The following is a 17,747-nucleotide window of genomic DNA, read 5'->3' as shown; positions in this document are numbered from 1 at the left end:
CATATGGATCCGCAGAACTATTTTGAGTTTGATGGCTTGGCTTTAGATTTTGACTCTCAAACGGTTGTCGGTATTAAAGATGACAATGATTATCCGTTAATTGGAAAGGCTAGGCTCGAATTCTCAAGAGAACGCGAGAATAAAAAATCACCTAAGATGCTTCATGCCAGCACTAGCCCCAACGAAAAAACCTGGTTTAGCACTAATCACCAGCTACTGGCTTATGACCATCTCATTGCTGTAGATACCAATACTCATAGACTAAATGGTTCAACCGTATCAATCACTGCCGCTTACCATGTAATTCCAGAGCGGCATGAGCATGGAGTGGCTCGATGCCGTGCTGCTGTTATTTTGCTACTAGAGCTATGGAATGTTGTAGAAAAGCCAGAAAACATGGGGTGGTATCACGTACTCACTGCCATCCAAGAGCATCCAGTAGATTATGCAGGAAAAGTCGGTCTAATTGTGGATTCAGATTTAGGAGAACATCGAGCCTTTAATAGTAGAGAAAAACCGATATTCGGTGATTACTTCCTACCAGAGAACGTCACTATTATCTACGGTAATGACAAAGGAGGAGCAGAGCATCTCTCGACGAAGATGATTAAGCACTGTCACGACTTGGCGTCTGATTTATACAAAAAAGAGAACCTTAACATGGCTACTGCTGGCCTTCGTCCGGGAGTGCCTGGAATGTATTCACATATTAGACAATGGGACTTGGAAAATATGGACTTGCGTCCATTTCGTTAAAAATTCACAGGCTAAACATGCATCCAAAATAGGCAGTCTTGCTAGTATACTCTATTTACAAAAACCATTTATTTTCGCCTCATCAATATGATCACTCCACCACTGCATCATTTCTCGCCTTTGCTGGAGGTACTCTGCCCGGTTGTAGGCAGCGCGTACTTCATTCGAGTCAGAGTGGGCGAGTGCAGCTTCTACTACATCATAATTAAAATCATTTTCATTCAATGTGGTGCTGGCTAATGCTCTCATTCCGTGGGAAACCAGCCGTTTTTCAAATCCCATTCTCTTGAGAGCAGAGTTAGCGGTTTGGGCATTGGTATGTTTTCTTCTATCTCTGTCTGCAGGGAAGATATATTCAAGTGAACCGCTAATCGGCTTGATATCCTCCAACAGGGTAAGCATTTGCGACGAAAGCGGCACTGAATGAGGTTTCTTTTTCTTCATTCGTTCACCAGGTATATTCCAAAGCTTTTCCTTCCAATCAATTTCTTCCCAACGGGCACCTGCAGCTTCTGAAGGTCGTACCATCGTGTGCAACTGCCATTCAATCAAGTAGCGTGTTACTTTTTTAATGCTCGCTGAATGTATAGCTTTCATTAGCTCGGGAAGCTCTTCTGGTTTAAGCGTAAGCATGTGTTTTTTCTTAGGTGAGCTGAACGCTTCTTTTATGCCCGCCAGCGGGTTGGCATCAATAAACCCTACATTCGTCGCATAGGTCATGATTTCATTAACCCGTTGGCACAAACGCTTGATTGTTTCTAAGTTACCTTTAGCTGCAATGGGTGCCAATACTTCTATTACCATTGGAGCTTTAAGTTTTCGAATAGGGCGCTTACCTAATTCCTTGAACAAGTGGTTTTCAAGCGAGCGCCAAATATCGTCACCGTAGTCTTGTGTTACTTGCGTTCTTTTAACTTCCATCCATTTAGAAGCAACTGACTCAAAAGTGTTTTCAAGCTCTGCCTTCTCTGACATGATAGATTCGGCTCTATGCTCTTGGGGATCAATGTCTTTGGCGAGTAACTCACGTGCTAGTGCTGCTTCTTTTCTGGCATCAGCAAGCGTTACTTCGGGATAGCTGCCTAGGCTTAAATTAGCGCGCTTCTTTGTGTAAGGGCGAGAGTAATTGAATAACCATAGTTTAGCGCCGCTGGGGCGCACTCGTAACTGTAAACCACCGCCATCGGCAAGGTTGTATTCTTTGTCTTTTGGTCGTGCCTTTTTTATTTCTGTATCACTTAAGGGGCGGGTGGTTCTAGCCATTGTAACACTGTCTCCGTACACATGATTTTGTGTTACTAATAGTGTTACTAAAAAGCGTGGAATTTACAATATGTCCTCGGACGTTACGGGACTGAAGCGGTGCTAAGTTGCTGAATTTAAGTAATAAAAAAGACGTCCTGGGACGTCTTAATATTTGAAAGTGGTGGAGCTGGCGGGATTTGAACCCGCGTCCAGAAAATGTCTACCTTTGGTACTACATGCTTAGTTTGTCATTTATTTAACTGCTTGGAACTCCGACAAACAGGATTTCCTTGCAGCTGGCCTAATACTGTTTCGCGGTTCACCCTTAGACAAGGTTCCCTCGCTATCCTACTTGGATGACCTTCCGAATCCCCGCTAGCAGGAAAAGACTAGGGTGGAAGGGCCTATGCCGGTTATTAAGCGGCTAGTGCGTATGTTTCGTCGTTTGCGACTATTTAAATGCGGCTTTTTAAGAGGCAAACCGCTCCTCTGCATGCACCTCCGGCTTCCTAGATCCTGTCGAATCCTAATCAGCCCCGAGTGTGATTTTCAATAATAGCACAATTGTTACATGGTGAAATACATTCTTTTAAAAATTACTATAAATTTTAAGGGTTTGGCTATAAAATCACCAAAAATAACATCTAGCTTTTCAAAAGCTTACCTGTTTGTCCTTCTGTTCAAGCTACGCTACGAGCCGTAGCGCACAAACAATGAGTATTATTGAACTTCAATAGATATGTGGATGCTTGGTTAAAATTCAAGTGCCGGGCGCACAAGGGCTGTGCAAGAAACGCAATTTATAAACTAAATTAGCACTTTTTATTTGATTACTTTAGCGAATTTTTAAGGAAATAGTGCTGATGTAATGATGCAATTAGTAACAAGAACCATTAAAGTACGTCAGCATAATTAAAGGGCGTGTAGTGTAAATGTCTTCAGATTCAATATTGTATTCTCCGTATACCTTGCCGTGTGGCATAACAGCGCGAAACCGTCTTGTTAAAGCTGCTATGGAAGAAAATATGTCGAGTATGGGAAATATTCCTGGTGAATCTTTGTATTCACTTTATCGATATTGGGCCCATGGCAATTTAGGCATGGTGATCACGGGAAATGTTATGGTCGATAAAGGTGCCATGACAGGACCAGGTGGCGTTGCACTAGAAAAAGATACCGACATTGCGCCTTTTCAAAAGTGGGCAAAAATCATTAAGTCGAATGGCGCTTTAGCCATAATGCAGATTAATCACCCTGGTCGACAGGTGTTCAAAGCGATGAAAGGCAAAGCTATTGCGCCTTCTGCTGTACCGCTCGATATGGGTAAACACTCCAAGCTGTTTGCTCAACCACGAGAAATGACCTGTCAAGACATTCATGACGTGTGCAAGCGCTTTGTTCAAACCGCCAAGCAAGCTGAAAAAGCAGGGTTTGATGGCGTCGAAATTCACGCCGCCCACGGTTATTTGCTTACGCAGTTTTTATCTCCGCTTACTAATCAGCGCCAAGACGAGTGGGGCGGTTCTATTATCAATCGCGCACGCTTGCTGATAAATATCGTTAGTCAGGTTCGAGCGGTTTGCGCTAAAGACTTTATCGTTATGGTAAAGCTTAACTCTGCAGATTTTCAGAAAAATGGCTTTTCTTTTGATGATGCCTGTGAGGTAGTAAATCGCTTAGAAGCCTTGGGTGTTGATGTTGTAGAGTTGTCTGGCGGCAGTTATGAAGCGCCCGCCATGCAAGGGCAAACCCGTGACGACACCACACTGGCCAGAGAAGCGTACTTCTTAGAATTTGCGCAAGCACTGGTAAGTAAAACTGATATTCCGCTTATGACAACTGGCGGTATAAAAAGAGCCGAGATAGCAGAGGAAGTGATTGAGCAGGGCTGCGCCCTTGTGGGATTAGCCAGCGCCCTTGCTATTACGCCCGACTTAGCTAAAAAGTGGCAACAAGAATGGGCGTATTCGGGCATAATTCCACACTGCTCTTGGAAAGACAAATCGCTTGCAAGCCTTGCGAATATGGCCATGGTGCGAAGACAACTTAGACGCCTTGGGAATAATCTAACCACCTTAAGAAACCCGTCACCGCTGTGGAGTCTGATTCTTGATATGCTACATCGCAAGAAAATGACGAAACGAGACGTAGGTTAAATCCATTACACTTCTTTTTCGGCAGTCCAAATAAAAACACAGCGTTAAACGCTGTGTTTCATCATTCTTTCTTTTTGGCGTTGCCAATCTTTGTCTTTAATGGTGTCACGCTTGTCGTGAGCATGCTTACCTTTAGCTAAGTGAATTTCTAATTTCACCCAACACTTTTTCCAATACATAGACGTGGCAACGATTGAATAACCTTGGCGGTCTCGTGCACCCATTAAGCGATCAATTTCACGTTTGTTCAGCAATAATTTGCGAGCACGCTCTGGGGCTGCGACAACGTGGGTAGAGGCTTGATTCAGCGGACTAATTCTACACCCTACCAAATACGCTTCGGCATTCTGGATAATAATGTACGCGTCGGTAATGTTCACTTTACCGGCACGAATACTTTTAATTTCCCACCCTTGAAGCTCAAGTCCGGCTTCGAACTTGTCTTCTAGGAAATAGTCGTGACGCGCTTTTTTATTCTGCGCGATATTTCCTGTGGTGTTTTTGTTGGCTTTATTCTTTTTCATGCTGGCTATTATACTGATTGTTCAAAGGAATGTCTTTAGTTGTCATTGTTATCTTATATTGGGGCATTTGGTTCAAAACCGAATACGAGCGAACCAAATTTTCTGTGATACAATGCTGCTAAGAGTTTTAATTATAGTGGAATCAATGCCGAGTATTCATAGAAGCGCGCTTGTAGCTCATAGCGCAGAAGCCATGTTTAACTTAGTCAACGATGTAGCTTCCTACCCTGAGTTTTTGCCAGGCTGTACCGATAGCAAAATTCTCGACACTTCAGCGCAAAGCATGAAAGCGTCTTTGTTAGTTGCAAAAGCAGGTATCAAGCAATGGTTTACAACACACAATGTGTTAGAGCCAGGTAAAAGTATCCAAATGCAATTGGTCGACGGCCCGTTTCGCTCGCTTACCGGTGGCTGGACATTTTCAGCGTTATCAGAAGAAGCCTGTAAAATTGAATTAAACCTAGAGTTTGAATTCAGCAATAAGCTAGCTGAAATGGCTTTTGGTAAAGTGTTCAACAGTTTAGCCAGCAGTATGGTTGCAGCGTTTACAGACCGAGCGCGGAGCGTGTACGCATGAGTAAGAAGCTCATCAATATTGAGGTTGCCTACGCGTTACCCACCAAGCAAACTATCATTGATGTTGTTATTCATGAAAATGCGACGGTAGAAGAAGGGATAAACGCGTCTAACGTGCTTGAGCAGTTTCCCGAGATTGATTTGAAAGCAACAAAAGTGGGTATTTGGAGCCGCGTGGTTAAGCTACGCGACGCGCTTACCGATGGCGATCGTATTGAAATTTACCGCCCGCTTATTGCTGACCCTAAAGAAATCCGCAAGCGCCGTGCTGAGAAAGCGAAAGAGGAAGGGCGCGCTGACAAAATCACAGGTGGAAAAGTAAATCCACTTAAGGCGAAGTCATAGCAGTCAGCTGAGCGCTTCTACACCAGCGGCAAAGATAGATACAAAAATGGCCTTCAAGTGAAGGCCATTTTTTTTAAAGAAGACAAAGGCTATTAGCTTTTTTCTGAAATACTGCCTAACTCCAGGAAAGGGGAGGCATCAATATCTTCAGCATCCATCATGCTAGCAATTCGCTGAACGGTAGCGACCATTTGGCTTTGCTCCCACTCTTTAAGCTGTGAAAAACGCTCGACAAAGTGTTCTTGAAGCGGGCGAGGTGCGTCAACCACTGCCTCTTTACCGCGTTCGGTTAAGAATACGCCCACTTTTCGTTTATCTTGCGTACTTCTTATGCGCGTAGCTAAGTCTCGTGATTCTAGTCTATCTAGAATATTCGTGATGGTTGCAGGGCTTAAGTTAATATTCTCTGCAATTTCGCGCACCATTATACCCGGGCGCTCTTCAATATTTTGCATCACCAATAGCTGTGGCCCTGTTAAACCCACGTGTTTACTTAGCTGCTTGCTGCGTAGGTCTACAGCGCGTATTACGCGCCGTAGTGCCACTAATAGTTCTTCTTCTTTTCGCATGTTACTTCCAACAAATGCGTAACCCAGCGGTTACTTAAGCAAATGAATAAAATGTTGGTGCTTATGATAGTGATCGATGACGTCATTAATGACCGAAATCTTCGACCAGCCCATAATATCATAGTTCTGACCACCTTCACTAAGGTGCACTTCGGCGCGATAGTACGTGGCCTTTTGGTTTTCGTCCAGTGCTGGTGTGTCACTTGGACCAAATTCAGGCTGTTCTGTCGATACAGGATGCACAGCATAAATGAACTCAGGGTCATTGCCCATATGAACGGTTAATACGAGTGCTTCGTCAGTGTCTTCAATTTTGATATCAAACTGCTGAGTTTTAAACTCTTCGCCCACTTCCGTTAACGCGGGCATCACCACCTTATTTATATAACGACGAACGGCCGTTTCGTCAGGAAAGGTCACAATATTTTCAAGGCGCTCTTTCCAGTTTTTGTCAGAGTCATTATGCTGAGGCGTGCCTGTGAGAACTTGTAAACTTTCACGTTTGTATGCCTCAATACGAAGTGCTTTCAATAAGCCAGTTATTGAAATTAGCAGCACAATAGCAAAGGGGAGTGCGGCAGCAATCGTCATAGTTTGCAGCGCGCCAAGCCCACCCGCGTAGAGCAGCACTGAACTCACCACGCCAACACCAACAGCCCAGTATACTCTCTGCCACAACGGCGTATTGTTTTCACCGTGTGAACACAGCATGTCGACAACCATGGCACCCGAATCGCACGAGGTTACAAAGAACACAATGACCATCAATACCGCAATAAGGCTTAGAACTGAAGCGAAAGGGAACTGCTCTAAAAATACAAACAGTGCCACTGAGGTATCTTCATTTACCATTTGTGCAAGTACGTCTTTACCTTGCACTAACACCTGATCAATAGCGGCGTTGCCGAATACGGTCATCCAAAATAGCGTAAACGCAGACGGGATAAGCAGTACACCCATAACGAATTCACGAATGGTTCTTCCGTAAGAGATACGCGCGATAAACAGGCCTACAAACGGAGCCCATGCTAACCACCACCCCCAGTAGAAGATAGTCCAGCCGCCAATCCAGTCTGTTTTTTCATAGGCGAACAGGTTAAAAGTGTTTCGTACTAAATCAGACAGGTAAGCCCCAGTGTTTTGCATGAAGGCTTGTAGCAAAAATACGGTTGGGCCTAAAACAAGCACAATTAAAAGTAGCAGTAAGGCTAAAACCATATTGGTTTCTGAAAGACGGCGGATGCCTTTTTCAAGGCCAGTAGTAACAGAAATGACGGCTAAACCAACAACACCTGCCATTATAGCTATTTGAACGCCCGTATTTGACGGTAGACCAAATAAATAGTTAAAACCCGCATTTACTTGCGAAGCACCAAAGCCTAGCGATGTCGATACACCAAATACCGTTGATGTAACCGCGAATATATCAACCACGTGCCCAGGCCAGCCGTAAATGCGGTCACCAATTAAAGGGTACAGCGCAGAACGCAGCGTAAGAGGTAAGTTTTGACGGTACGCAAAATACCCCAAAATCAGCGCCACTACCGCATAAATCGCCCAAGCATGAACACCCCAATGGAAAAATGTGGTTTTCATTGCTTCGCGAACGGCGTCAATACTTTCAGCCTGCGCAGTAGGGGGCGCTAAAAAGTGCATTAAGGGCTCGGCAACGCCAAAGAACATAAGCCCAATTCCCATTCCTGCTGCAAACAACATACTGAGCCAAGTCCCAAAGCTAAATTCAGGGCTTGCGTGATCTGGACCTAACTTAATTTCGCCGTAGCGTGACATGCCGAGGAAAACAACAAACACCACAATTACTGCGACAGTAAATACATAAAACCAACTTCCGTTGGTCACAATTGCGCTCTGAAGCTTTTGGAAAAGCGCGTCTGCTGTTTCAGGTGCACCAGCAGCGAAGATAAGTAAACATAGGATTAAAGCTGACGATGTAATAAACACCGGCTTGTTGAGTGGAGATTTATTTTCGTTCTCAATCACGCAGTAAATTCCTTTCACCTTTTATAAATTACGGTTTATACGCAGAAATATACCGCATAGAGCATTTTTTATAAACATCAGATGAAATTATTTGATTTGTGTGTATTTGTTAAGTGTTTCAAAGTGTGGTCTTTTTTTTGCTGCTGCATTTACGTTGAAAATTAAACTTTCTGCTAGGTTTTAGGTATTTTGGGTTAATTATTAATCATTAGAGTAGAAATTATTAACGGATGGTGTATCGTAATATATGATCTTTTTGATACGTGTTTGAAGTAAACACTGTCCGAAGAATAAAAAATAATTGAAGGAAACACACACAAATGCGAAAAACTCAGCTTAGCTGTGCCATCATCGCTGCACTGGCATCTACCTCTCTGGCTGCGCAAGAATCAGACGCGCCTGCTAAACTTGAAACCATTGAAGTTACCGCCACCAAAAGAAGTGAGTCTATTCAAGACGTTCCGGTTGCAGTCACTGCGTTAAACGGAAAAGCGTTGGAAAATCTCGGTATAGATAACTTCCAAGACTACGTTGAATTCCTCCCAAATGTGGTTTTCCAGGGTACAGGCCCAGGGCAAAACGAGATTTATATTCGTGGCGCTGCCACCACACAATCAAACATCATGCTTTCATCTGTGCAGGCTCTGCAACCTTCAGTTGCGTTTTATCTTGATGAAATGCCTGTCTCGATGGCAGGGCGTAATTTAGACGTTTACGCAACAGATGTTCAGCGTGTTGAAGTATTACCTGGTCCGCAAGGCACGCTTTTCGGCGCGAGTTCTCAAGCTGGTACTATTCGCCTTATCACCAATAAACCTGATCATACTAGCTTTGCTGCAGGTTTCGATACCAACATCAGTTTCACCAAAGATGGTGAAATGAGTAATGCAGTTGAAGCATACTTTAATATGCCTCTTACCGACGACTTAGCGGTTCGTGTAGCGGCATACAACGACAAGCAGGGTGGGTGGATTGATAACGTTCGAAATGTGCCAGGCGAAGGCGGTTATATTGGCAGTGCCGTGGTTATCGACCGTATCTCTGCGAATTTTGGTAAGTTGGCAGAGCCAGAAGAGATGGATAGGAATCGCTTAATCAGCCCTGGGATAAACTCGAATTCTGAAGCGAGAGTGGTGTCACCGCAAAATGACGCATTGGTAGAAGAAGATTTCAATGATGCAACGTATAGCGGTGCACGATTTGGTTTGTCTTATCACTTTAACGACAATTGGGATGTGCTGGTTCAGCATACACAACAAACCTTAGACACCGAGGGCGTGTTTGCCTACGACCCAACGCTAGAGGGAGAAAGCTCTGCAATACGTTTCCAGCCCGAAGAGAATAAAGATGAATTTGGCTTAACAACGTGGACGTTGGAAGGCCGTTTGGAAAAGTTAGATGTTGTTTATACCGGTGGCTATTTAGATAGAGAGATCGATACACTGGCAGACTATACCGGTTACACAAACGGAGGGTTGTTTTCTTCTTACTATGTGTGTGACTATTCAAATCCGGTTGCGGAAGACCAGCGCTGTTTAGACCCCACCAAGTATTATCGTGAAGACACAACAAGCACGCGTACCACGCACGAGCTTCGCTTCAATACAACGATGGATACGCCTTGGCGAGTCACAGCAGGCTTATTTTATGATGATCAAGAAGTCGCTACCGTTGGTCAATTTAACATTGCAAATACGGAACTAGAAATATTCAACAATTTGCAAAGAACACTTAAAGGCAATGAAGGGATAAACAGTGATGGCGGCCCATTCCCAGCAGAGGTAAGCTTCGTAAACGACATCACTCACACCATTGAGCAAATCGCGGTATTTGGTCAATTTGAATACGACATTACCGATACCTTGACGGCAAGTATTGGTGCCCGTTGGTATCAAATTGACGATAAGTATGTGGGGTCAACCACAACGGTAGACGTCACGCGACGCATCCGTGCATTCGGTACACAAGATCCTGATGAACTGGCCGCTGTAGGACTAGACCCTCAACTTGTCGAGGCCGCCATTGCAAGTGGGCAGTTGGAAGTAGACTTACTTGACGATAACGGCGTACTTACCGTTGACGACACTATTTATAAGTTTTCATTAGACTGGAAAGTAAATGAAGACGTGTTGCTATTTGCAAACTATTCGGAAGGCTTTAGACCACCGGTGACTAACCGTGTAGGTGGCGGACTGGCTGACAATCAAAGTGGAAAGTTCGAAAACTTCCGTATACCTGTTTACTCAACCACAGATACACTTGATAACTATGAACTTGGCTTAAAGGGAGACTTCTTTGATGGCTTAGTTCGAGTTAACGCCACGGCTTACTATTCTGAAATTAAAGAGCTGCAAACTTCTCGCTTTGACCCAACAAATATTTCGTTTTTAGTATTTACCGATAACGTGGGCGACGCAGAAATTAAAGGGCTTGACGCGGATATGACGTGGCTCGCTAGCGACGACCTTGTTATTAATGCTGCGTTTAGTTTGCTTGATACTGAACTAACGCGAGTTAATTCGGAACTAGAGGGTATTGCTGCTGGTGTTGGCTCGGAACTACCTTATTCAGCTGAGTTTTCAGGAAACATTAACGCGCGATACTTCTTCGAATTAGAGGGTGACAAGCGCGGTTATATCAATGGCTCAGTGAGCTATACCGGCGACCGTTTAGCAGGCATGGTAATGGACGCTTATGTTATGGAAGACGCCACGTCACTTATCTATGGCACTGGTTCTGGTCTTAAAATCCAACAAGAAGCTGATGTATTTGAAGGTGTAACCTATGCCGATGCAAATGGTGAAACCTTCCGCGGTGGTCGATACGTGCAGGAATCGTACGTACTGACTAATCTTGCTGTCGGTGTGACAAATGACGTGTGGAAAGCTGAGCTATATATCGACAACGTATTCGATGAAAGAGCGATTTTGAATATAGACACACAGCAATTTACACCGAAAGTAGTGACAAATAGACCGCGCACTATTGGGCTTCGTTTCTCTTACGATTATTATTAATGTAAGACTAATCGCTTATAAGCTTAGTAAAAGGTTGAAAGCGTGACTGTCTTTCATTTGATGGAAGCATATGAGGGTTAGTTGCGCTCTCTTAGAAAACGGCTAGCTCTTCGAGCTCGCCGTTTTTGTGTTTACGCTGTTACGAAATAGGCGTGTTTAATGACATTAGAAGAACAAAAAAAAGTACAACAGCTAAAGCAGTGGCTTATGCAATCGCGGCATCAAGCTGTGATTTCAGGTTGTAATGAAATATTGCGTAGTGCAACCGAGCAGGAAGGCGTAAGCCAAAATACGCTGAAAGAAGTATTTTATTTGAAAGCGGTTTCCTTTCGTTTGCTGAATGACTTCGACAATGCAATTGTGACACTGAATGAGCTTTTATCCATATTTCCTGATTATGGACGGGCGTTTCAAGAGCTAGGATACTGCTATATTGGCTCTGATAGAAGAAAATCAGCACACTATTTTTATCAAGCAACATGTTTCAACCCAGCGTTAATTGCCGCTTGGTTACAGCTTGAAAAAATTTACAAAGAAGATAATCAATCACAGGCTCTTGGACTTTGTCAGCAACAAATTACATTTTTAAAAAACTTACCAAAGCCTTTATTAGGTGCAACAGACTTGATGTATGAGGGGCAGTTGCAAAAGGCCGAACAGGTTTGCAGACAGTTTTTATTAAAGAACGCTCACCATCCAGAAGCCATGATGCTTTTGGCGGAAATTGGGATCCAGCTAAAAGTCTACAGTGACGCCGAGTTCTTATTAGAAAGTTGCGTAACGCTTTACCCTGATAACGACAGAGCCGCCGCAGCCTATCAGAACTTGCTGGCAAAATTAGGGAAATTTCCAGAAGCTGTCACCGTCGCTGAAAAACGTTTAAAAGCATTACCAGATAATTCTACTGTGAAAATAGGATTGGCTTATGCGCTCGTCGGGATTGGCGATTTACCCAAGGCGATTGATATTTATAGTAAACTACTAGCGGACAACGATAACCGGCCCGCTGTGTGGGTTGCGTTGGGCCACGCGTTAAAGGCTAAAGGTGATACAAAAGATGCTGTGAATGCTTACAAGAAAGCTATTCAATTCGCTGAGGATTTTGGCGATGCATATTGGAGTTTAGCCAATACAAAAACGCATAAGTTTAATGATGAGTTGATAGCACAAATGGAAAGTGTGGTAAATGTTGATGCCACTAAGCTTGATGATGAGATTCACATTTGTTTCGCGTTAGGAAAAGCTTTTGAAGATCGCGGCAAAGCTCATGAAGCTTTTCAATTTTACGCGCGCGGGAACGCACTTAAGAAACGCACCCTTCAATATGACATTACCAAAACCGAAAAAGCACTTAAAGCGCAGCAGAAATCGTTTTCTTTAGAAAGTTTTAATAAAAAGCAGGGCTGCCAAGCATCAGACCCCATTTTCATTGTAGGCTTGCCTCGTGCGGGTTCAACCCTGTTAGAGCAAATTCTGGCGTCTCATTCTAAAGTAGACGGAACTATGGAGCTGCATAACATTTTAGGTATAGCATCATCATTAAGCCATCAAAAGACGCCGTATCCTTTGAACGTAACAGCACTTAAAGATGAAACACTTGAGAAATTGGGTAAGCAATATATTGAACAAACTCATGCTTATCGCCAAGGTGCACCTTTCTTCATTGATAAAATGCCTAACAATTTTATACATATTGGATTAATTAAAAAAATACTTCCCAATGCGAAGATTATTGATGCACGCAGAAACCCTATGGACTGTTGTTTTAGTGGGTTTAAACAGCTTTTTGGTGATGGGCAGGAGTTCAGCTATTCACTTTCTGATATTGGGCGATACTACAATGCTTATGAAAAGTTGATGGGCCATTGGCACTCTGTGTTGCCAGGAGAAATTCTTACTGTGCAACACGAAGACGTGTTGGACGATTTGGAAGGCCAAGTAAAACGTATCTTAACGTTCTGTGGTTTAGAATTCGAAGAGGCATGTTTGCGTTTTCACAAAACACAACGTGTCATTAAAACACCAAGCTCAGAACAAGTTCGCCAGCCAATTTATAAAACAGGAATGGGTCAGTGGAAGCCATTTGAATCGAATCTAGCAGAACTCAAGGACGTGCTGAACATCACGTAGAAAAACATGCAGTGACCGATAATTTTTTTGAATGCTGGTCACGGTTTGATAAATCGTGACCAGCGTAGCGTTTCTGACTGACAGTATAAAGTTATGGTTAACGTCAACCCGTTTATGGTTGATAGGGCAGAGATGATTGGTGAAGGATAATGCGAATTTTTCCGTCTTCACACTGTCTGAAGACAAAGCTTTTGTTCACAAAAATATGGCTGTCGTCTTCACCAATAAAGTGCACGTTACACTGAACAATGGCTAACTCACCGTTCAATATGAAATCTTCCTTGCTATACCAAACCTTCACCCATGGCTTCAATTTAAAGCCATTGTCGTTTGGGTAGTCGCTATTACCGCCTACGAAATAAGATAAAGCGCCTTCTTTAGTTGGGCGAAATGTTTGAGCGCCGAAAGTAAGTGTAGGTTTAAAGAGTACTTTTCCGTTATCGTAGTCATAGTTATCTGACAGCACTTGTGAAGCGAAAGCTTTTACATCGCCACCTTCAGCGTGCACTTGCCCGACAGCAACAACATTGTCGCACCAAGTCTGCAGGGCAGTATGAACCATCTCTTCTGTAAACATAACGCTATCTCCTCATATTGATGTGATGTTATATTATATATATAGGGTTTGATCATAACGCTATAACAATGAAATGTAACGCATTACCCATGATAGTGAGTCGCTATCAGTAGAGTGTTCGGTCTAAAAGACACGAAAAGTATGTTTTGGACCTCACGGAATATTTAGCTTATTAATACTTACGACGCTTCAGTCCTGTTTCGGCTAAAATCTTTGCTGAAATTTCTTCTATCGAGTACTTAGTACTATTTAAGAACGGGATTTTTTCCTTTCTATACAGGTTCTCAACTTCACGAAGCTCCATCCTACATTGTGGTAGCGATGCGTATTTACTGTTTGCGCGTCGCTCTGAACGTATCTGATGTAGTCTATCGGCTTCAATTGTTAGTCCGAAGAGTTTGTTTTTAAATCGTCTTAGGGCAGGAGGCAGTTTCAGCATGTCTCCCATGTCTTCTTCTGTAAAAGGGTAGTTCGCTGCTTTGATTCCGTATTGAAGGGCTAAGTAAAGACTTGTTGGCGTTTTACCCGAGCGTGAAACACCAGTAAGAATGATGTCTGCTTCATCGTAATCTTTTAGATTAGAGCCATCGTCATTAGCCAATGCGTAGTTTACGGCCTCAATTCTAATATCGTAGGTGGTTTCGTGGATACTGTGTGTACGATGTTTTTCTGGTTTTGAAGGAACACCCAATACTTTTTCCAGTGGCGCTACGAATTGATCGAGAAAATTATAGTTAATGCCCACAGATTTCGAGATTATTTTGCGAATATCTACATTCACAATTGTATAAAAAACGAGCGGTCTTTCTCCGGTGTCTTGAAAACTTTCAGAAATTTGCTGTAAAACTTTGTGAGCTTGTTCCTCAGTTTCAACGAAAGGAATGGTGTTGTGATTAAAAGAAACGGGAAACAGAGAAAGCAGGGCGTGGCCAAAGACCTCTGCTGTAATGGCAGTACCATCTGAAATATAAAAAGCTGTGCGCACAACATATCCTTAACATTGGTGTAATTTTATTACAAAAGTAATAAAGGGTTTACATTCTTAATTTCCCCATTCTAAGATGATTTCGTCGAAAAGCTACATGGAACTTGTGAATGATGGCAAATGGCAATAGGTTTGCTGTCAAACGAAATGGACAACGTCAACAGTGGTTTTCGCCACACATCGACTACAATTTTATGAGTTTTAGGTTAAAAAAAGTACAAACCTGAAATGAACCTCATACCCTACACATAAAAAAGCTGGAGGCTTGGGCTGTGCAAGAATACGTACTTTGGTATCAAGAACTGGGCATGCATGATGTGGGTCGCGTAGGCGGCAAAAATGCATCATTAGGCGAGATGATCTCAAACCTGGCGAACGCCGGTGTGCAGGTGCCGGGTGGTTTTGCTACCACCGCCGAAGCATTTAATGAGTTTCTAGAGCAAAGTGGCCTAGAAGCGCGCATCCACGAAGTCTTAGACTCGTTAGACGTAGATGACGTGAACGCACTGACCGAAGCGGGTAAGAATATCCGTCAGTGGATCATCGACACACCTTTCCAAGGAAAGCTAGAAGAAGAAATCAAAACTGCGTTTGTCACATTACAGGGTGATGCAGGTGAAGAAGCGTCATTTGCAGTGCGTTCATCAGCCACGGCTGAAGATATGCCTGATGCGTCATTTGCAGGACAACAAGAAACCTTTCTAAACGTTAAAGGTTACGATGCCGTACTTGTGGCAATCAAACACGTGTTTGCGTCACTGTTTAACGATCGCGCTATTTCTTACCGTGTTCACCAAGGATACGACCATAAGGGTGTGGCGTTGTCTGCAGGTATCCAGCGCATGGTACGCAGTGATATCGCTTCATCAGGCGTTATGTTTACTATTGATACAGAATCTGGTTTTGAAGATGTGGTATTTATAACCAGCTCGTTTGGTTTAGGCGAAATGGTGGTACAGGGCGCGGTAAACCCTGACGAATTTTATGTACACAAGCCAACACTTGATAAAGGCCTTCCTGCTATCGTTCGTCGTAACCTTGGAAGTAAGCTTACTAAGATGGTGTATTCAGATGATGAAGCACACGGTAAGCAAGTATCAATTGTTGATATTGACCCTGCTGAGAGCAAAACCTTCTCGTTGACTGACGAGGAAGTCATGGAGCTTGCTAAGCAAGCGCAAATTATTGAAAACCACTACAAGCGTCCTATGGACATTGAATGGGCAAAAGATGGGGCAGACGGCAAGCTTTATATCGTTCAGGCTCGCCCTGAAACGGTACGCAGCCGTGAAGACTCACAGAGCATTGAGCGCTTCCAGTTAAAAGGTCAAAGCAACATTGTTTGTGAAGGCCGCGCAATTGGTCACAAAATCGGTGCTGGTGTAGCGAAAGTGCTTGATTCAATTGAAGAGATGGACAAGATCCAAGCGGGGGATGTTCTGGTAACAGATATGACTGATCCTGACTGGGAACCCATCATGAAGAAAGCGTCTGCTATTGTTACCAACCGTGGGGGCCGAACGTGTCACGCGGCAATTATCGCGCGTGAGTTAGGCATTCCAGCGGTGGTTGGTTGTGGTAATGCAACTGATAGCATTAAAAACGGCGACAAGATCACGGTGTCTTGTGCTGAAGGTGACACCGGTTTTATCTACGGTGACGAACTAGAGTTCGACGTAGTGACATCACGCATTGACGCAATGCCTGACCTACCGCTAAAAGTAATGATGAACGTGGGTAACCCTGATCGCGCATTTGATTTTGCTCGCTTGCCAAACGCGGGTGTTGGTCTTGCTCGCCTTGAGTTTATTATCAACCGCATGATTGGTGTGCACCCTAAAGCACTACTTAATTTCGACAGCCAGCCTGAAGAGTTGAAAGAAGAAATTAGCGATATGATTGCAGGCTACGAGTCGCCTACGGAGTATTACATCGAGAAATTGGTAGAGGGTATTTCAACTATTGGTGCAGCCTTCTCGCCAGAGAAAGTTATTGTTCGTATGTCAGATTTCAAATCGAACGAATACTTCAACTTAGTGGGCGGTTATCAATACGAGCCAGATGAAGAAAACCCAATGTTGGGTTTCCGTGGTGCAAGCCGCTACATCTCTGAAGATTTCCGCGACTGTTTTGCCCTTGAATGCGAAGCCATTAAGCGCGTTCGCAACAAAATGGGCTTAACCAATGTTGAGATCATGATCCCGTTTGTACGCACGCTAGAAGAAGGTCGTCAAGTTATCGAGCTTCTTGAAGAGCAGGGACTTAAGAAAGGTGAAAATGGCCTTCGCGTTATTATGATGTGTGAACTGCCATCAAACGCATTGCTTGCAGATAAGTTCCTAGACATTTTCGACGGTTTCTCTATTGGGTCTAACGATTTGACGCAGTTAACCCTGGGGCTAGACCGTGATAGCGGCCTTATTGCGCACTTGTTTGACGAGCGTGATGAAGCGGTGAAAGCATTGTTGTCAATGGCAATTCAGGCAGCGAAGAAGCGTGGAAAATACGTAGGCATTTGTGGTCAAGGTCCATCAGATCATGAAGACTTCGCCGCGTGGCTGGTACAAGAAGGGATTGATTCGGTATCACTTAACCCTGATACCGTGGTTGAAACCTGGCTTTACCTGGCTGAAAAGCACGGCTAATTACGTAGCTCGGATGTGAAGGCGAGATAGGGTCAGAACTATCTAGTTTTCCATCTAACGTCGTGTTATTTCACGACGTTATCGCTTTGATATTATTGAAAAAGAGACCATAAGGTCTCTTTTTTTGTTAGGCAACTTAAAGTGATGGCCACTCATTTAGAAGCAAATCTTTGCTCGTGTTTCATTCCTTAAAAAAACTGTGGTTATTTAGCAAAACTATG

General features: G+C 43.6%; 13 protein-coding genes and 1 other RNA gene. 7 read left to right on the top strand and 7 right to left on the bottom strand.

Going from position 1 to position 17,747, the window contains the following annotated elements; translation table 11 throughout:
- Nucleotides 1-3 precede the first annotated feature (3 nt).
- Nucleotides 4-756 (top strand): hypothetical protein, encoded by a 753-nt coding sequence (locus tag V7R42_RS00430; protein ID WP_334018289.1) that lies wholly within the window; start codon nucleotides 4-6, stop codon nucleotides 754-756.
- A 51-nt stretch (nucleotides 757-807) separates the two neighbouring features.
- On the opposite strand, the gene V7R42_RS00425 is transcribed toward V7R42_RS00430, so the two are convergent.
- Nucleotides 808-2,019, bottom strand: a complete 1,212-nt coding sequence (locus V7R42_RS00425) for an integrase domain-containing protein (RefSeq protein WP_334018288.1) — start codon at nucleotides 2,017-2,019, stop codon at nucleotides 808-810.
- Between the two features lie 161 nt (nucleotides 2,020-2,180).
- Nucleotides 2,181-2,539: a transfer-messenger RNA gene (gene ssrA / locus V7R42_RS00420) on the bottom strand.
- Between the two features lie 394 nt (nucleotides 2,540-2,933).
- Here ssrA and V7R42_RS00415 point away from each other — a divergent pair.
- Nucleotides 2,934-4,157, top strand: coding sequence for an NADH:flavin oxidoreductase/NADH oxidase family protein (locus V7R42_RS00415; RefSeq protein WP_334018287.1), 1,224 nt, complete (start codon nucleotides 2,934-2,936; stop codon nucleotides 4,155-4,157).
- Between the two features lie 44 nt (nucleotides 4,158-4,201).
- On the opposite strand, the gene smpB is transcribed toward V7R42_RS00415, so the two are convergent.
- Nucleotides 4,202-4,681, bottom strand: coding sequence for an SsrA-binding protein SmpB (smpB, locus tag V7R42_RS00410; RefSeq protein WP_131092847.1), 480 nt, complete (start codon nucleotides 4,679-4,681; stop codon nucleotides 4,202-4,204).
- A gap of 145 nt (nucleotides 4,682-4,826) precedes the next feature.
- Between smpB and V7R42_RS00405 the strand changes: the two genes are divergently transcribed.
- Nucleotides 4,827-5,258, top strand: coding sequence for a type II toxin-antitoxin system RatA family toxin (locus V7R42_RS00405; RefSeq protein ID WP_014949308.1), 432 nt, complete (start codon nucleotides 4,827-4,829; stop codon nucleotides 5,256-5,258).
- On the top strand, nucleotides 5,255-5,602 hold the full coding sequence (locus V7R42_RS00400; RefSeq protein WP_334018286.1) for an RnfH family protein: 348 nt from the start codon (nucleotides 5,255-5,257) through the stop codon (nucleotides 5,600-5,602). The genes V7R42_RS00405 and V7R42_RS00400 overlap by 4 nt, the downstream gene beginning before the upstream one ends.
- 92 nt (nucleotides 5,603-5,694) lie before the next feature.
- Here V7R42_RS00400 and V7R42_RS00395 read toward each other — a convergent pair whose 3' ends face one another.
- On the bottom strand, nucleotides 5,695-6,171 hold the full coding sequence (locus tag V7R42_RS00395; protein ID WP_012518305.1) for a MarR family winged helix-turn-helix transcriptional regulator: 477 nt from the start codon (nucleotides 6,169-6,171) through the stop codon (nucleotides 5,695-5,697).
- A gap of 30 nt (nucleotides 6,172-6,201) precedes the next feature.
- Entirely contained in the window at nucleotides 6,202-8,172 is a 1,971-nt protein-coding gene (locus V7R42_RS00390; protein ID WP_334018285.1) for a BCCT family transporter, read from the bottom strand.
- Between the two features lie 320 nt (nucleotides 8,173-8,492).
- Here V7R42_RS00390 and V7R42_RS00385 point away from each other — a divergent pair, with 320 nt between their 5' ends.
- Nucleotides 8,493-11,189 (top strand): TonB-dependent receptor, encoded by a 2,697-nt coding sequence (locus V7R42_RS00385; RefSeq protein WP_334018284.1) that lies wholly within the window; start codon nucleotides 8,493-8,495, stop codon nucleotides 11,187-11,189.
- A gap of 159 nt (nucleotides 11,190-11,348) precedes the next feature.
- Complete coding sequence (locus V7R42_RS00380) at nucleotides 11,349-13,319, top strand: tetratricopeptide repeat-containing sulfotransferase family protein (protein ID WP_334018283.1); 1,971 nt, start codon at nucleotides 11,349-11,351, stop codon at nucleotides 13,317-13,319.
- Nucleotides 13,320-13,431: 112 nt separating this feature from the next.
- Here the strand turns inward: V7R42_RS00380 and V7R42_RS00375 are convergent, their stop codons facing one another.
- Together V7R42_RS00375 and ppsR are read right to left on the bottom strand one after the other, a co-directional pair.
- Entirely contained in the window at nucleotides 13,432-13,896 is a 465-nt protein-coding gene (locus V7R42_RS00375) for a hypothetical protein (RefSeq protein WP_334018282.1), read from the bottom strand.
- A gap of 172 nt (nucleotides 13,897-14,068) precedes the next feature.
- On the bottom strand, nucleotides 14,069-14,881 hold the full coding sequence (ppsR, locus tag V7R42_RS00370; RefSeq protein WP_014949315.1) for a posphoenolpyruvate synthetase regulatory kinase/phosphorylase PpsR: 813 nt from the start codon (nucleotides 14,879-14,881) through the stop codon (nucleotides 14,069-14,071).
- 272 nt (nucleotides 14,882-15,153) lie between these two features.
- Between ppsR and ppsA the strand changes: the two genes are divergently transcribed.
- Nucleotides 15,154-17,526: a phosphoenolpyruvate synthase gene (ppsA, locus tag V7R42_RS00365; RefSeq protein ID WP_334018281.1), complete on the top strand. Its 2,373-nt coding sequence runs from the start codon at nucleotides 15,154-15,156 to the stop codon at nucleotides 17,524-17,526.
- The last annotated feature ends 221 nt before the right edge of the window (nucleotides 17,527-17,747 follow it).

It is taken from the genome of Alteromonas sp. S015 (assembly GCF_036864485.1).
In the GTDB taxonomy this organism is placed as follows: Bacteria; Pseudomonadota; Gammaproteobacteria; order Enterobacterales; family Alteromonadaceae; genus Alteromonas.
This window is presented reverse-complemented; position numbering and strand designations above follow the sequence as displayed.

Bases quoted from the DNA above. Each gene is read 5' to 3' on its own strand.
- V7R42_RS00430 (WP_334018289.1), top strand. From the start codon at position 4: ATGGATCCGCAGAACTATTTTGAGTTTGATGGCTTGGCTTTAGATTTT.
- V7R42_RS00425 (WP_334018288.1), bottom strand. From the start codon at position 2,019: ATGGCTAGAACCACCCGCCCCTTAAGTGATACAGAAATAAAAAAGGCA.
- V7R42_RS00415 (WP_334018287.1), top strand. From the start codon at position 2,934: ATGTCTTCAGATTCAATATTGTATTCTCCGTATACCTTGCCGTGTGGC.
- smpB (WP_131092847.1), bottom strand. From the start codon at position 4,681: ATGAAAAAGAATAAAGCCAACAAAAACACCACAGGAAATATCGCGCAG.
- V7R42_RS00405 (WP_014949308.1), top strand. From the start codon at position 4,827: ATGCCGAGTATTCATAGAAGCGCGCTTGTAGCTCATAGCGCAGAAGCC.
- V7R42_RS00400 (WP_334018286.1), top strand. From the start codon at position 5,255: ATGAGTAAGAAGCTCATCAATATTGAGGTTGCCTACGCGTTACCCACC.
- V7R42_RS00395 (WP_012518305.1), bottom strand. From the start codon at position 6,171: ATGCGAAAAGAAGAAGAACTATTAGTGGCACTACGGCGCGTAATACGC.
- V7R42_RS00385 (WP_334018284.1), top strand. From the start codon at position 8,493: ATGCGAAAAACTCAGCTTAGCTGTGCCATCATCGCTGCACTGGCATCT.
- V7R42_RS00380 (WP_334018283.1), top strand. From the start codon at position 11,349: ATGACATTAGAAGAACAAAAAAAAGTACAACAGCTAAAGCAGTGGCTT.
- V7R42_RS00375 (WP_334018282.1), bottom strand. From the start codon at position 13,896: ATGTTTACAGAAGAGATGGTTCATACTGCCCTGCAGACTTGGTGCGAC.